15 protein-coding genes are annotated in these 15,171 nt (G+C 42.3%); 8 read left to right on the top strand and 7 right to left on the bottom strand.

All coding sequences use genetic code 11. From position 1 onward, the window contains the following. Nucleotides 1-5: 5 nt before the first annotated feature. The 7 genes from H589_RS0112950 to H589_RS0112980 form a co-directional block, all read right to left on the bottom strand. Nucleotides 6-1,226, bottom strand: coding sequence for a M20 family metallo-hydrolase (locus H589_RS0112950; protein WP_027722411.1), 1,221 nt, complete (start codon nt 1,224-1,226; stop codon nt 6-8). A gap of 190 nt (nt 1,227-1,416) precedes the next feature. Further along, nucleotides 1,417-1,707: a PxxKW family cysteine-rich protein gene (locus tag H589_RS0112955; RefSeq protein WP_027722412.1), complete on the bottom strand. Its 291-nt coding sequence runs from the start codon at nt 1,705-1,707 to the stop codon at nt 1,417-1,419. A 141-nt stretch (nt 1,708-1,848) separates the two neighbouring features. Further along, nucleotides 1,849-3,177 carry an amidohydrolase family protein gene (locus tag H589_RS0112960; protein ID WP_027722413.1) on the bottom strand — a complete coding sequence of 443 codons (1,329 nt, stop codon included), beginning with the start codon at nt 3,175-3,177 and terminating at the stop codon, nt 1,849-1,851. An 86-nt stretch (nt 3,178-3,263) separates the two neighbouring features. Then, complete coding sequence (mtnP, locus tag H589_RS0112965; protein WP_027722414.1) at nt 3,264-4,010, bottom strand: S-methyl-5'-thioadenosine phosphorylase; 747 nt, start codon at nt 4,008-4,010, stop codon at nt 3,264-3,266. Nucleotides 4,011-4,092: 82 nt separating this feature from the next. After that, a complete protein-coding gene (locus H589_RS0112970; RefSeq protein WP_027722415.1) occupies nt 4,093-4,605 on the bottom strand; it encodes an adenine phosphoribosyltransferase in 513 nt (170 codons plus the stop codon). Between the two features lie 94 nt (nt 4,606-4,699). After that, nucleotides 4,700-5,164, bottom strand: coding sequence for a hypothetical protein (locus H589_RS19790; RefSeq protein WP_051249746.1), 465 nt, complete (start codon nt 5,162-5,164; stop codon nt 4,700-4,702). Nucleotides 5,165-5,296: 132 nt separating this feature from the next. Further along, nucleotides 5,297-6,607, bottom strand: coding sequence for an NCS2 family permease (locus H589_RS0112980; protein ID WP_027722416.1), 1,311 nt, complete (start codon nt 6,605-6,607; stop codon nt 5,297-5,299). A gap of 154 nt (nt 6,608-6,761) precedes the next feature. Between H589_RS0112980 and rsmA the strand changes: the two genes are divergently transcribed. The 8 genes from rsmA (at nt 6,762) to rpoD (ending at nt 15,092) form a co-directional block, all read left to right on the top strand. After that, entirely contained in the window at nt 6,762-7,550 is a 789-nt protein-coding gene (rsmA, locus tag H589_RS0112985) for a 16S rRNA (adenine(1518)-N(6)/adenine(1519)-N(6))-dimethyltransferase RsmA (RefSeq protein WP_027722417.1), read from the top strand. 203 nt (nt 7,551-7,753) lie between these two features. Further along, nucleotides 7,754-8,071, top strand: a complete 318-nt coding sequence (locus H589_RS0112990; RefSeq protein WP_281168144.1) for an HU family DNA-binding protein — start codon at nt 7,754-7,756, stop codon at nt 8,069-8,071. A gap of 20 nt (nt 8,072-8,091) precedes the next feature. Continuing rightward, entirely contained in the window at nt 8,092-8,268 is a 177-nt protein-coding gene (locus H589_RS20950; protein WP_169433123.1) for a hypothetical protein, read from the top strand. 156 nt (nt 8,269-8,424) lie between these two features. Next, the gene (gene rpsU, locus H589_RS0113000) at nt 8,425-8,625 is read left to right on the top strand and encodes a 30S ribosomal protein S21 (protein WP_015336888.1); all 201 of its coding nucleotides are present in this window, start codon (nt 8,425-8,427) and stop codon (nt 8,623-8,625) included. 3 nt (nt 8,626-8,628) lie between these two features. Further along, nucleotides 8,629-9,075, top strand: a complete 447-nt coding sequence (locus tag H589_RS0113005; RefSeq protein ID WP_027722419.1) for a GatB/YqeY domain-containing protein — start codon at nt 8,629-8,631, stop codon at nt 9,073-9,075. 130 nt (nt 9,076-9,205) lie between these two features. Further along, nucleotides 9,206-11,509, top strand: coding sequence for an endonuclease MutS2 (locus H589_RS0113010; RefSeq protein WP_027722420.1), 2,304 nt, complete (start codon nt 9,206-9,208; stop codon nt 11,507-11,509). Between the two features lie 99 nt (nt 11,510-11,608). Continuing rightward, nucleotides 11,609-13,348: a DNA primase gene (dnaG, locus tag H589_RS0113015; protein ID WP_051249747.1), complete on the top strand. Its 1,740-nt coding sequence runs from the start codon at nt 11,609-11,611 to the stop codon at nt 13,346-13,348. Next, the gene (gene rpoD / locus H589_RS0113020; protein WP_027722422.1) at nt 13,335-15,092 is read left to right on the top strand and encodes an RNA polymerase sigma factor RpoD; all 1,758 of its coding nucleotides are present in this window, start codon (nt 13,335-13,337) and stop codon (nt 15,090-15,092) included. The genes dnaG and rpoD overlap by 14 nt, the downstream gene beginning before the upstream one ends. Nucleotides 15,093-15,171 lie beyond the last annotated feature (79 nt).

Consider the following 15,171-nt stretch of genomic DNA (forward strand, 5'->3'; position numbering starts at 1 on the left):
AATTATTAAAAAGGTAAAAGAGCCATTACCTTAGCATCATTTAAGGTATTTTTGACAGATCCTGTTTCGTTAGGCTGATGAGCCTGATTCAACAGTGTTGACCATACAACGGTCTGATACCCTAGTTTGCGTAGATCAGAGGCCACTGTACCTCCACCAATTCCGCAGGGTTTCGCATCTGCTCCGTAGATTTCTTTGACCGCAAAAATTACTTTTTCTACGATTTCAGAATCAACAGATGTCGGAGGTGCTGCCTGATTTTCATTTTCTACTTCTACAGTTATTTTTACTCCGTATTCTTCTGCTACGTATAATGCCATTCCCTCAACCTGCTCCTTTACTTCAGCAAGATCGTAGGTGGGAAGTATACGGCAGTCGATATGGAATACATCTTTACCCGGCAGAGTATTAACGTTTTCGACATTTGCTTCTTTTTTTGTCGGAGCGAAAGTAGAGTAGGGTGGTGAGAAAAGTTTGTCTTCTTCGTCAAAATGATGCTGAAGTTCAGGTACTTCTATAATCATTGCTGCAGCAGCAATAAGCGAGTTTACACCTTGTTCTGGCGTTGAAGCATGACACTGCTTGCCTTCAACGGTTACTTTAAACCAAATAGTTGATTTTTCAGCAATTTCGACCATACTTGAATCTGAGTTACCATAATCGGGAACCAGGAAGAGGTCATTTTTTTTGAAAATATTTTGATGCTCTTTAAGTATATACTCAAGACCGTATTTACTTCCTGTCTCTTCGTCCGAAACGAAAATAAGACCAAGATTGATGCTCGGAGTTATGTCGGAATTCAGGAGTGCTTTTGCAGCTATAACGGAGCTGACGAGACCTTGATGATTATCTTCAACTCCACGACCATAGAGAGCATCTCCATCCTGTACCATCTGGAATGGATCTGTACTCCAGAGACTTAAATCTCCAACCGGTACAACATCCATGTGAGAGATAATCCATAGAGTTCTGGAGTTATCCTGACCGGGGATCATTGTAACCAGATTGGGGCGGTATCCGCATTCAACCCGATTGTCGGGAGCATTATATGACTTAACTTCACCGAATCCATTTTCTTTCAGGTAATCAGTGAGAAAGTCGGCTTTGGCTTTTTCGCCGTCGCCGTTATTTGCCGGGCCGATGGCTGGAATGGAAACCAGTTTTGAATGAAGCTCAATTGCTTCGTTCTTCAGTTCGTCAATTTTGGACAGAAGCTGAGTAGGCATTAGGTTGTCTCCGGTTATGGATCGAATTTAAAATTTCAAAAAATATCCGGTTAATTTTTTCCGGGGTCTACAAAAGAAGAAGAGCCGGAACAAGTCCGGCTCCCATGATACACAAAAAGAATCAGTAGAAAAACAGTCATGAAGCTGTTTTTCCGGTATTGTAAGGCTTGCGACTTGCCTGAAATACAGACTAGCGACCGCGTGCAGCACGCTTGGATGCTTTGAGCGGGTTAACCTTGACTTTACCTTCTTTATCAACACCAGCGCGGACGTGTGTAGCGAAGTTACATACGCTGTGAGCCCATTTTACAGCTGGCTGTGCGTAGCTGGGGCAGTATTTCTTATCTTCGAAATCAACTGCACGTTCACAACCATCGCATTTTTCAACGATAGCTTCCATGATTACACCTTTGTAAGAAAGACCTTCAGCAGTCATTTCTGCACCTTCCAGTGCGTGGATTCTTGCATTCTTTTTAGCCATGTAGCGCCTCCTGTTTGGCAAGTCGCTTGCGGACAAGCGTTTTTTTATCTTAAGTTGCTTGGGAAAAGCACAATTCCCTATGCAGTGTTTACCTGTATTGTCAAGAAAAAAAACAGAGTGAAGTTGATTCAAATTAGTAAATCAGCGGTGATTAAGCCGCTTAATTGCCCATTTTACAGCCTTTTCAGCCTCATGGGAAATAGTTTCAACATCAACCGTTAAATGTTTTCCGTTCCGGTAAAGAACCTTACCGTCACAGATTGTCAGGCATACATCCTGCCCTCCTGAGCAATAAATAACCTGCGAGAGCGGATTGTATACAGGTTTAAGGTGTATCTTGTCCATATCAATGGCCACAATATCCGCTTTCATACCAGCTTTTAATGCACCAATATCTTCAAAACCGAGGAACTCAGCACCTGAAATGGTCGCCATGTCCAGCACGCTTTGGGCGGGCATAGCTTCCGGGTCGCGTAGAAAACCTTTTTGCAGCAGGGCTGTAGTACGCATTTCATCAAACATATCCAGGTTGTTGTTGCTGGCTGCTCCATCAGTTCCTAACCCCGCATTAACTCCAGCATCAATAAATTTTGTGATGGGGCAGATACCCGATCCAAGCTTGAGATTGCTTTGAGGGTTATGCGAAATCTGCGCTCCTGAATATTTAATTTGCTCAATCTCAAGAGGTGTTACATCTACGCAGTGATGAATACGGGTCCGCTTAGTGAGCAGGTCGTAGTCATTTAAAATTTCAATTGGCCGTTTGTTAAATATTTCAAGGCAAAGCTTTGTTTCCTGCACAGATTCAGCTGCATGAATTTGCCATAGAGTGTCGAGCTTCTGGGCCAGCTCCATACTTTCAACCAGTTGCTTTGGATCAGTGGTGAAAAGCGCATGAGGTGAAACCGCAGTTGTTATGCGCCCGTGATCTGCATACGTAGAGTGCAGATCTGTGATTGTTTCCCATGCTTCATTTGCTGTTTTGAAGAAAGGTGAGGGGAATTTAAAAAATCCCTCTCCGAGAACAGCTCGTATGCCACATTGATCAACAGCTTTTCCGACTGCATTTTCGTACATGTAACCTTCGAAAAATGCAGTCGTTCCTGATGCAATCATCTCTGCACACCCGATATGAGCTCCAAGTTCAACCAGCTCTCTTGTCAGCCCAGATTCAATGGGAAACATGTAGTTGTGCAGCCATTCCAATAAAGGAATATCATCCGCCACTCCACGCATAAGTGTCATCGGTACGTGAGTATGTGAGTTTATGAGTCCTGGGATAATTACTGATTTTCCAGTATCAATGCTCTCATCTGCCAACCATGATTCATCAATAGCAGTCTTACAGCCTACAGCTGAAATTCTATTTCCGCATACCGCAACAGCCCCGTCATTGACAAGGCTACGCTTTTCGTCCTGAGTCAGAATATAGGAACCGTAAATAATCAGATCACATTTATGTTTCTGCACGTTTTAATCCAGATAAACTTCACTTTAATAGTCGTGATGTTTGTTAATATATTATGTCAGTCTTCGGTTGCGGAACAATTTCAGTATTATAATTTTTTGATGGTTTTAATCAGCATGGAAGTAACATTGTCAGCATTTGCTTGAAAAATTTTCAGAATATCGTCCCATGTTACAGGCTCTTCATCTGTTTTCCAGCAGTCATAGTCAGTTGACATTGCAACTGCTGCGTAGGGGATACCAGCTTCGTTAGCAAGGATTGCTTCAGGAGCGGTAGACATGTTTATAATATCAGCTCCCCATGCCCTGAACATGTAGGATTCAGCGCGGGTTGAAAAACGTGGACCTTCGATGGTTATAACGGTTCCTTTTTCATGGACTGTCACTCCTAGTTCCTTGCATGATTCGACCATTTTAGTGCGTAAAGAAGCATCAAAAGGTTCTGCCATAGGAGTATGTGCAGGATTATGGGGTTCAAACTTTTCATGAAAAGTGAGTTCTCTTTTGCGAGTGAAGTCAATGAACTGGTCTATAATAACCAGATGTCCGCGGTCTATCTCTTCACGTAACGAACCTACTGCTGTGGTTGCAAGAATACAGTCACAGCCGAGTTCCTTGAGGGCTTGAATGTTTGCTCTATTGTTAACATAAGTGGGAGGGATAGTATGTTCCCGTCCGTGTCTTCCTATGATGTGGACCTCTTTTCCAGCAATAGTTCCTGATTTTATTGGAGAGCTGGGTTCACCCCATATATTTTTTATATTAGAATCTTTTGCGTCTTTAAGAATATCCGGGTTATCCAGTCCGCTCCCGCCGATAATACCTATTACTGCCATAATTAGCCGTCCTTAATTTAGAAAAATACATAAAAAAACTCCTTCTCACTGAGATAGTGAGAAGGAGTTAATAGATTTTGAATTAGAGTTTGAGTAGATGCTCAGCAGTAATGTTGCCAAGTTTATTCTTACCGTCAAGAAAACCCAGCTCCACGAGAAAACCAATTCCGGAAACAATTCCGCCGGCTTTTTCTACAAGCTTAACCATGCCTTCAGCTGTTCCGCCCGTTGCGAGAACATCATCAATGAGCAGGACATTTTCACCTTTATCTACAGCATCAATGTGCATGCTCAGATTATCAGTCCCATATTCCAGGTCGTAGCTTACAGAAACAGTTTCATAGGGCAATTTACCTGGTTTACGGATGGGTACGAAGCCTATCCCCAGCTTATAAGCCAACGGTGCACCGAAAATAAAACCGCGTGCTTCTGCCGCAGCAATTTTATCAGCCTTACGGTCGCTGAAACGTTCAGCCATCATGTCAATGGTATACTGAAACGCAGCAGGGGCTGCCAGAAGTGGTGTAATATCAAAATATACGATGCCTTCTTTAGGGAAATTAGGAACATCGCGAATGTATTTCCTCAAATTCATGAACTTCCTCCATCCTTATATGGATTTTATTAATGCCATTCGGCTTATGTATTTTCCACTATTTTGTCAAAGGATTCGAAGGAATTTTAAATCATCAAGTTAATGAGTTAGTAAATCCTTGAGCAGAAGTACCTCCAGATACATTTGAACCTGACTTGTCACCATTTTCCTTAATCATCTGAAGTAACTGTCCCTGAAGTTGAACTAATTCATTTTCTTTTGCAGAAATCATTTTTTTATTTGTTTCAGGATTTTCTTTTAGTTTTTTTATTTCTTCCTGAAGTTTTTCGATTCGTTCTTGAATCGTCTTTATTGTTTCATCATCGTTGCTGCCACTTCCGCTACCAGCCACATCGTCAGGGGCCTTCTGCTTTTTATATTGAGTTTTGGACTGCTCCAGTTTCTCTTTGGCTTCAGCTGATATTTCAACTGTATCGCCGTCTATGTCGCTTGTGACAGAAGGTGTTTTGTTTTCGTCTACACTATTTTCTACATTCTTATTGCCAGCCAGTTTGAAGGCCTGCTCTGTATTTGTTTCAATACCAAAACTAATATTCATATGACTAACTTCCTTTTTTATGGGGGTATGTTGTCAGTTTATATTTTTTGTATCGGTAAATATTAAGCAGGCTTTAGCTTTCATCATATAATTTTTTAATAAAAAACTGTAGATTTAATGGGTCATAATTTTTTAATGCGGGCACGCAATAAAAAATAAGACAGACAATGCGCACAGAATCCATAATCCGATGGATATTTCAGATGTCTTTCCAGTTACAATTTTCATCAAAGGATATGCTATGAAGCCTGCTGTCATCCCTATGCCGAGATTGTAAGTAAAACTCATGAGAATAATTACCAAAAATGCTGGAACAAGTTCACTGATATCATGTAATTCCAGCTCCTTGCATGGTGCCATCATAAGCATTCCTACGACAATAAGACTGGGGCCGTATGCACAAGCAGGAATAACTGTAAGAACCGGTGCAAGAAACAGAGCTGCAAGAAAAAGCAAGGCTGTCGTTACTGCAGTCAGTCCTGTTCTACCCCCTGCCTCTATTCCCGTTGCTGACTCAACAAATACTCCGGTAGTAGTGGTGCCAAGCAGAGAAGCAAATACTGTTGTAGCGGCATCAACCAATAGCGGTTTTTCAATTTGCGGGAGGTCTCCATTTTCATCGAGTAATCCTGCACGGTGAGATACAGCATAGATAGTTCCCATTGTATCGAGAAAATCAAGAACAAAAACGGTCAGGATAACTGAGATAAATCCCCAGTTTAGTGCCCCCATAATGTCAAGCTTAAAAAGAATAGGTTTCAGAGATGGCGGCATACTTACGTATGTAGCTGGAACATTAATTATTCCCATTGAAATAGCTGCTGCGGACGTAGCAATAATTCCTATTATGAGTGCTCCGTTAACTTTACGGACCATCAAAATTGTTGTCAGAAAAAAACATCCGAGGGCAAGAAGTACAGTTGGTGAGGTGAGATCGCCTATATGAACAGGAGCTCCAGGGACACCTATTGTGACAATGCCGGTAGTATTCAGCCCAATGAAAGCTAGAAAAAGACCGATTCCGACTACAAAAGCATTTTTCAGATTTTTAGGGATGGCCCTTATTAGCCATGACCTGATTCCAGTTACTGTAAATATTATAAAAAGTGTTCCGCCAATAAAAATGGCTCCTAGAGCAGTTTGCCAAGTGTGTCCCATAACTTTTACAACAGTAAAGGCTATAAAGGCATTTTCTCCCATATATGGCGCGACAGCAAAAGGGCGTTTGGCATAAAGCCCCATGGCCATAGTACCAAATACAGCACTTATGATTGTTGCAACCATGCTTGGACCGAAAGGCAGTCCCGCTGCTTCAAGTATTTTAGGGTTTACGATAATAATATATGCCATCGTGGCAAATGTAGTCATCCCCGCAATAATTTCGCGGCTGATTGTAGATCCTTGAGCTTTAATATTAAAATAGTTGTTAAGAAAAGAACGCATTATTTGCTCCTTAAAAAAAAAATTGCACAAGTCGAACATATATCTAAATATAGTACAATTTTGTGTCTGGAGGGGCAACCTTGAACTTGCTTAATGGATGATCATAAAGTTAAGATGCTTTTTTAGAATTTTAAATTTTTAAAGCGGAGTCTCTGTGCAGATAAGACATAAGGCCAAGAAAAGTCTAGGCCAGAATTTTTTGCAGGATGCTAATATAGCACGAAAAATAGTTGATAGTTTGAAGATTGGAAAAAATGATTCAGTTATAGAAATAGGTCCAGGACAAGGGGCCTTAACAAAATATATTCTTGAGGCTGGGCCTGAAAGTTTAACACTTATTGAAAAAGATAGGAATCTAGCTCCGGCACTGGCTGAAGAATTTCCCGCTGCTTATGTGTGTCAGGAGGATGCTCTCAAGTTTAAGTGGGAAAATCTTGATCCTGAAAAAAAATGGAAAATAGTAGGCAACCTTCCGTATAACGTAGCTTCAAAAATTATGTGGGATGTTGCAGCAAAATCTAATGCAGTCTGTGTTTTTATGGTCCAGCATGAAGTTGCCACCAGAATAACAGCTGACCCAGGATCAAAAAAATATGGTGGAATTACCGTCTGGATAAAAAGTTTTTGTGATACACAGTATCTTTTTAAAGTTCCTCCGACGGTTTTTAAGCCTAAACCAAAAGTTGATTCTGCTGTCATAAAATTTTTTCCAAAACCTGATAATGAAAAACCCGTTGATATTAAGGGGCTTGCAGGGCTTATTAAATACTGTTTTCAGTATAGGCGTAAGCAGTTAGGTAAGATATTGAAATCATTCATATCTGATTCTGTAGTGCAGTGGGCTGAAGACGAAGGACTTTCGCTTAAAGATCGGCCTGAAGCCTTGTCTCCACTGCAATTTCAAAGCCTGTATAAATGTGTCAAAAACGATTTTCCCTCTTGACTTAATGGCTAAAATCTTGTTTTAGATTTTCATCAGGTTGTTTAATTCAGTGCGTACGCTATTATTGGATCTTTAAATCCGCGAGCAGGGGCTTGTTTTAAACTTCGTTGAATGGTAGCTGTTCGAACTGTTGTGCGGATGTCGCAGCACTTTATTTGAACTAACTCTCGCCAGCAGGTGAGGTTTGTGGCAGGCGCAGATGAGTGCGCCGCAATAATCATTTTCCCGTTTTTAAGGAGGAAGGACTGATGACCAAGGCTGAACTCGTTGTTAAGATTGCTGAGAAAGCAGGTATGACTAAAGCTGATGCAGAACGTTGTCTCAACTATTTTCTGGATACAGTTGAAGAAACTCTCGTTGACGAAGGTAAGTTGACACTTACAGGTTTCGGTACATTTCAGGTTGATGAAAGAAAAGAGCGCGTTGGTCGCAACCCCCGCACTGGTGAAGAAATCAAAATCCCCGCATGTAAGGTTGTAAAATTTCGCCCAGGTAAGCTTCTGAAAGACGCCGTTAAATAATTAATTGAGGAGATAATATTATGTTACATGGTGAAACCGTTCAGAGTCCTCTCCCTATGGATCTTCCTTGGTGGATGCCTGATCACTTTATCTTCTTTGGCGTCCTTTATGTTGTACTCGGTATTCTCGGTGCAGGAATGGCATACTGTGCAGTTAGAGCATGGATGGATTCCAAAAGCGATGTAGCAGGCCATTAGTACATCATTCTAAAGTTTTTTGATGTTCAGCATCTGTTCTACGCGGATGCTGAACTTTTTTTTGGGTATTTTTCTTGACTTCATTACGGTTGTGAGTCTATAAAAATTCTCTTCCGCACTTTTTGGGTGCGAGATCCTGACGGGGGGGTGATTTTATTGCCCGGTGTTTATCTTGAAGATTCTGACAACTTTGAAATAGCTCTTCGCCGCTTTAAGAAGCAGGTTGAGAAAGCTGGAGTTCTTTCCGAACTCAAAAAGCGTCAGCACTATGAAAAGCCAAGCGTACAGCGTAAGAAGAAAAAAGCTGCTGCTCGCAAAAGGCTCATCAAAAAAATGCGCAAAATGTCAATGGGTTAATATATGAGTCTTGTTGAGAAGATTGATAAAGACTATATCGCGGCTTATAAAGCCAAAGATGATGTAAAAAAGACAGTTTTGAGACATCTCAAAACTGCCATAAAAAATCGCATGGTCGAAGTTAGAGAGGATACTCTCTCTGATGAAGACGTGCTTGATCTTGTTGCAAAACAGATTAAGCAGCGTAAGGATTCCATTGAACAGTACGAAAGTGCTGGGCGTCCTGAGCTGGCCGAGAAAGAGGCTGTAGAAGTCGAGGCATTGTCTGGGTACATGCCGCCGGAACTTTCCATTGAGGAACTTCAGGCAGCGGTAGATAAAGCAATAGCCGATCTCGGTGCATCTTCAATGCAGGATATGGGTAAAGTGATGCAGGCCATCATGGCAGCTCATAAAGGACAGGTTGATGGTAAGGCTTTAAGTAGCCTTGTCCGTTCCCGTCTCTCCTGACGATCAGCTTTTAGCTCGTATTTAACGGCAGGCCCCGGAGTCAATCCGGGGCTGTTGCCGTTTTTTTCTGTATTGGCCCCCTGACTTACAAGGGCTATGTTGATCAACTTCTTTTCTATATTGGAATCCTATGGAGCCCAGATCTCTCCAGTTACTCGAATTTCCGAAAGTACTTAAAGTCCTGTCCGGTTATAGTGTCTCTTCGTCAGGGGCAGATGCTTGTCTTGCTCTGTCTCCTATGCCGGAGGCTGACCTTATTAATTCTACTGCTCAGTTTTTTAGGCAGGGACAGAATTTTGTAAAAGAAACCGGATTCAGGCTAAGTAATTTTCCTCCTCTAGAGGGACTTTTTCAATATCTCATCAAGCCTAATAATATCCTTGATGCTGATGCCCTGTTTGCTCTTGTGCAGACTTTGGGGCAGGCGCGCACCCTTAAAGAAGCTCTCGATATTGCTGAGAAAAGAGAGTGGAATCACATATTAGAATATTTGAATGAAATCAGCTGGCCTGAGAAAACTTTTTCAGGTTTGAAGCGTTGTCTCGATCAGGACGGTAATATTCGTGATGAAAGTTCTCCTGAACTTTATGATATACGTCAGTCAATACGCAGCCTTCATCAGCGTTGTTCCAAGAAAGTTCGTGATTTTATTCATGGTGAAGATATCAGCCGCTTTTTGCAGGATGATTTCATGACGATTACTAACGATCGTTACGTCCTGCCGCTTAAAACGAATTTTAAAGGGCGTTTGCAGGGTATCATTCACGATTATTCAAATACAGGTGAAACCTGTTATTTTGAGCCTTTGTTTCTTGTGGAGCTTAATAATTCCATGCAGGAGTTCCGTCAGCAGGAGCGGGCTGAAGAATTAAAGATTTTAACTTATCTGACTGGGCTGGTCCGTTCTGAAGTTACTGAGTGTGAAGCTGCGTATGGCTTTCTTGTCGATTATGATGTTTTGCAGTCTAAAATAGACTTTGCTTCGAGTATGAATGCGGTCGCTGTCGACGTGGAGTCCGGCGCTGGATTCGATTTTAAAGGAGCACGTCATCCTTTGCTGGCGACTGCTGAAGGCGGAGTAAATCCACTTGATATTGAGCTGCCTACAGATCAGAAAGTTTTAATTATCAGTGGCGGTAATGCAGGTGGTAAGACCGTCTGCCTCAAAACCGTTGGCCTACTTGCAGCGATGGCTTTCAGCGGAATACCCGTGCCTGTAGAGAAAGGTTCGGTTCTACCGCTTTTTAAAGATATTTTTGTAATTATGGGTGATGAACAGTCTCTTGAAGAGAATGTCAGCACTTTTTCGGCTCAGATTAAGTCAATCAGTCGTATATGGGAATCGATGGATTCTTCAACTCTTTTTATTCTCGATGAATTTGGTTCGGGAACAGATCCGGCACAGGGAGCTGCTCTTGCTCAATCTGTTGTTGACGGATTACTTGAAAATGAAGTTACCTGTTTTGCTGCTACGCACTTTCCGGCTCTTAAGACCTACGCTCTGGTTACCGAAGGAGTGCGTGCTGCAAGTGTTCTTTTTGATCCGTCTACCAAAAAGCCTCTTTTCTCAATTGCTTACGATCAGGTTGGGGCTTCAATTGCTCTGGATGTTGCCCGTGAGCACGGGTTGCCTGAATCTATACTCAGCAAGGCTGAGCAGTATTTATTGATGGATGGCTCTGATACAGGATCGGTTATGAACAGGCTTAACGAACTTGCAGTCAGCCGTGAGAAAGAGCTTGGGGAAATGGATCGCATCAAAGCCAAGCTTGAAAAGAAGCTTGCCAGGCTTGAAGAAAAATTTGAACGAGAGCGACTTGCCGTTCTTGCCGATGTCAAAAATCAGGCGCAGAATGTCTTAAAAGAGTGGCAGGATGGCAAATTAGGTCGCAAGCAGGCTTTGAAAAAACTAGCAGAGGCCCGTTCATCCATCGGTGGTGAAAGTAAGCCTGAATCGTCAGTTAAGACTTTTTCTTATAATGATATTGAAGTTGGTACACAGATTCTGAATATCAACTGGGGCCGCAAAGGAGTTGTTCTTGAAAAAGATGATCGTAAAAAGCGGGTCAAAGTAGATATGGATGGTGTTGCCATGTGGATTCCTGCGGATCATCTTGGTCCGGTTGAAAAGAAAACCGGCAGTGCACCAAAATTAAAAATGCCTGTTACAGCAGAAGCATCCAAAGGGGATATGACTCTTAAGATTGATCTGCGCGGTAAACGTGCTGATATTGCTATCAGTGAATTAGGTAAATTTCTTGATCAGGCACTTTTGCGGGGAGCCACCTCTCTTGAGATAGTTCATGGACGTGGAACCGGTGCATTACGCCGTGAAGTTCATATCTTTTTGGATGGTAATCCTGCTGTCAGCAGTTTCAGCTTTGCCCCTGAAGACCGGGGTGGAGATGGTATGACAGAGGTAGAGCTCTTATAGTGCATTTTGTTTAGTGTCGTGGTATGGAAAATCATGATGCAGTAATTGTACATTATTTCAGCGTCTTCGAACTGTTTTTTCAATGTTATGGAGAATTCTTTGGACAGAGCTGCTATTCAAGCTATCAAGGAACGCCTCGACATTGTCGATATAGTGCGTAGGTATGTAGAACTTAAACCTGTTTCTGGTAGATGGATGGGGCTTTGCCCTTTCCACAATGAAAAAACACCTTCCATGAGCGTAAACAGCGAAGAAGGTTTTTTTTATTGTTTCGGGTGTCAGGCTTCCGGCGATATCTTTGATTTTTACGCCAATATAAATGGACTTGAATTTAAAGATGCTCTTGAACAGCTGGCCGCAGAAGCCGGGGTGGAGCTTACTCCCGGTAAAGTTGATCCCGGGGCGGCAAAAAGAAGTTCTGAACGTAAAATTTTCATGGAAATGCATGAGCTGGCTGCAAAATATTTTGCAAGAATGCTCAAGCTTCCTGAAGGACGTACTGCACGTAAGTATCTTGAGCGCAGGGGGCTTGCATCCTCTGTAATTGATTCTTTCGGACTAGGGTGCAGTACAGATGATTGGCAGGGATTGGAGAAATTCCTTATTTCCAAAGGCTATACAGCTGATCAGGGAGTTAAGGCTGGGCTTCTTTCTCAAAATACCAAAGGGCGTACTTATGACCGTTTTCGTGGAAGATTAATCTTTCCCATTAAAAATTTATCGGGTCGGGTTATTGCTTTTGGCGGTAGAGTAATTACAGATGGAGAACCAAAGTATTTAAACAGCAGTGATACTCCAATATATAAAAAGGGGGATCACCTGTATGGGCTTTCAACTGCCCGGAACTCTATCGCACGGACTAAGCATGCTCTTCTCACTGAAGGGTATATGGATGTAATTTCATTGCATCAGTTTGGTTATACAAATTCCTGCGGGGTGCTGGGAACAGCACTCACTCCGGATCAGGTTAAGCGGCTTTCAGGTTTTTGTTCTAAAGTGGACCTTGTTTTTGATGGGGATTCTGCAGGAGTCAAAGCGGCTCTGCGCAGTTCAGAAATGATTCTTACGCAGGGAGTTTCCTGCGGTGTTATAGTCCTGCCCGACGGGGAGGATGTCGATAGTATTCTTCAGGCCAGAGGGGCAGAAGGATTTCAAGTTTTTATGGATCAGGCAAGGGATGGGCTGGATTTTGCTTTGGCAACCTTGCAACAGGGGTTTTCACCCCGTGAATTAATGGATTGGGCGCAGGGATTTCTTAAAAAGATGTCCAGTGCGTCTTTGCGTGCATTTTACCTGCCTAAGGTCGCGTCCGGTCTTGGGATGGCAGAAGCTGAACTAAGGTCAGTTTTTTCCAGTGCACTTAGTTCTCCAGTTCAGCCGCAGAAACAGCCTGTACGAAAGGCGGTTCCGCAGTCTGCTGGTCCAGTAGGTGCTCAGGTTAAAGATGATAAATATTTCTTGAGGTATGCAGTCAAGCATCCTGAATATGTCGCGGAACTATCTGAAAGAGGCATAGCACAAGTCCTGACCTCGCACTGGGGCAAAAAACTGTGGTCTTTAATAACGGCTCACAGCGGGCAGGATATTATGTCTTTTCTTGATGATTCTGAAAAACGTTTTTACGCCAGTTGCAGGATGGAGGAAGCTCTATCTGGTTCAGAACTGGAAGACGAATGGCGGCATGTATGCAGGGTGATTGCCCGGCGGCGTTACGACACGGGCCGTAAAAAGCTCACGGATGCTTTACGCCGCGCTCAGGCGGAAGGCGACATGGGCCGCGTTAGTGCATATCTTAAAGTCCTGAACGACTCTGTATGGAGGGATGATGAGCAACATTAAGGATATTCAGGCTATTAAGACTTTGATTACTGAAGGTAAAGAACAAGGCTTCTTAACCTTTGAGCAGTTGGGTAAAGCTCTGCCTGCAGAATTTAATCAGTCTAGTCAGCTTGATGAAGTTATCAAGATTTTTGATTCACTTAACATCGCAATCGTAAATACACCTGAAGATGGCAAAAAGCTCATGGACGCAGGTGTAGATTCTGATGATGATATTCAACTTAATGAAAATGCGGAAGATGCCGTCGACTATGTCTCTCGCAGTACTGACCCTGTTCGTATGTATTTACGTGAAATGGGTGCTGTTGGACTGCTTGATCGTGAAGGCGAAGTTGTCATCGCTAAAAAAATTGAAAACGGTGAAATGGAAGTTCTTTACGCACTGGTCGAGATTCCGGTTGCGATTGAAGAACTTATCGGCGTTGGCGAAGATCTCGACGAGTCACGTATCAAACTTAAAGATGTTGTTAAGACTATCGAGGAAGATGACCCAAGCGAAGATGAAATGAACCAGCGTCAGCGGGTTATTTTCCTTTTAGATGAAGTCAAAAAATTATTTAATAAAAAATATAAATTGTACAGTAAGCTTGATTACTGCGCTCGCTTAGATAAGAAAGTTGCCAAAGAGCAAAATGAAATTATCAGTTATAAGCAGGAGATAGTAGAAAGGCTTCGTGACATTAAGATAGAGAAAACTCTTATTGATCAGATTATTGAGACTGTTGGTGATTACGTAAGACAGATGCATAACTGTCAGCGTGACCTTTCAGCTTATATACTTTCTACCGGTAAAACTCAGCAGGAAATAAAAGATCTTTTTAAGCGGATTGATGATCGGGATATTAATCCTGTTGCTGCTGCTGATGAACTTGGTTTGACAATTGATGAACTCTTTTCATTTAAGGAAATGATTTCCGGTAAAATGGAAATTCTTGTTCGTTTACAAGATAAATGCTGCCACAATGTGTATGATCTTGAAGAAGTTCTCTGGCGGATTAAGCATGGCAACAGAAGTGCTATGCGGGCTAAACAGGAGCTTATTCGTGCTAACCTGCGTTTGGTTGTTTCTATCGCAAAAAAATATACCAACCGTGGTTTGCAGTTTCTTGATCTGATTCAGGAAGGTAACATAGGTCTGATGAAGGCAGTTGATAAATTTGAATATCAGCGTGGATACAAGTTCTCTACTTATGCTACATGGTGGATCAGACAGGCCATTACCCGCGCAATTGCAGATCAGGCCCGTACTATCCGTATTCCAGTTCATATGATTGAGACTATTAACAAGCTCATCAGAACTTCTCGTTATCTCGTTCAGGAATTAGGACGTGATCCTTCTCCTGAGGAGATTGCGGAGCGTATGGATTATCCATTAGAAAAAGTTAAAAAAGTTTTGAAAATAGCTAAAGAGCCTATCTCCCTTGAAACTCCTATCGGTGATGAAGAAGATTCCAGCCTTGGAGATTTTATTGAAGATAAGAAGGCCACCGCTCCTGCTGAAGAGGTTGTAAGTACTAAGCTCGGTGAACAGATTGCTACAGTTCTTTCCGATCTTACTCCTCGTGAAGAGCAGGTTCTGCGTAAAAGATTCGGTATAGGAGAAAAGTCCGACCATACTCTTGAAGAAGTTGGTAAGCTTTTTAACGTTACCAGAGAGCGTATTCGTCAGATTGAGGCAAAAGCCCTGAGGAAGTTAAGACATCCTGTTCGGAGTGCTTTGCTGCGTTCTTACTACGAAAACTAGTTTAAAAGGCGGTATGAACTTTGTTCATACCGCCTTTTTTTATATGGTGAGAGACGGTGGCACCCTTTTCTGTGGGAAG

It is taken from the genome of Maridesulfovibrio zosterae DSM 11974, assembly GCF_000425265.1.
Taxonomy (GTDB): Bacteria; Desulfobacterota; Desulfovibrionia; order Desulfovibrionales; family Desulfovibrionaceae; genus Maridesulfovibrio; species Maridesulfovibrio zosterae.

Bases quoted from the DNA above. Each gene is read 5' to 3' on its own strand.
- H589_RS20950 (WP_169433123.1), top strand. From the start codon at position 8,092: ATGTTACATGGTGAAACCGTTCAGAGTCCTCTCCCTATGGATCTTCCT.
- mtnP (WP_027722414.1), bottom strand. From the start codon at position 4,010: ATGGCAGTAATAGGTATTATCGGCGGGAGCGGACTGGATAACCCGGAT.
- H589_RS19790 (WP_051249746.1), bottom strand. From the start codon at position 5,164: ATGAATATTAGTTTTGGTATTGAAACAAATACAGAGCAGGCCTTCAAA.
- rpoD (WP_027722422.1), top strand. From the start codon at position 13,335: ATGAGCAACATTAAGGATATTCAGGCTATTAAGACTTTGATTACTGAA.
- H589_RS0112970 (WP_027722415.1), bottom strand. From the start codon at position 4,605: ATGAATTTGAGGAAATACATTCGCGATGTTCCTAATTTCCCTAAAGAA.
- H589_RS0112950 (WP_027722411.1), bottom strand. From the start codon at position 1,226: ATGCCTACTCAGCTTCTGTCCAAAATTGACGAACTGAAGAACGAAGCA.
- H589_RS0113010 (WP_027722420.1), top strand. From the start codon at position 9,206: ATGGAGCCCAGATCTCTCCAGTTACTCGAATTTCCGAAAGTACTTAAA.
- H589_RS0112955 (WP_027722412.1), bottom strand. From the start codon at position 1,707: ATGGCTAAAAAGAATGCAAGAATCCACGCACTGGAAGGTGCAGAAATG.
- H589_RS0112980 (WP_027722416.1), bottom strand. From the start codon at position 6,607: ATGCGTTCTTTTCTTAACAACTATTTTAATATTAAAGCTCAAGGATCT.
- H589_RS0113005 (WP_027722419.1), top strand. From the start codon at position 8,629: ATGAGTCTTGTTGAGAAGATTGATAAAGACTATATCGCGGCTTATAAA.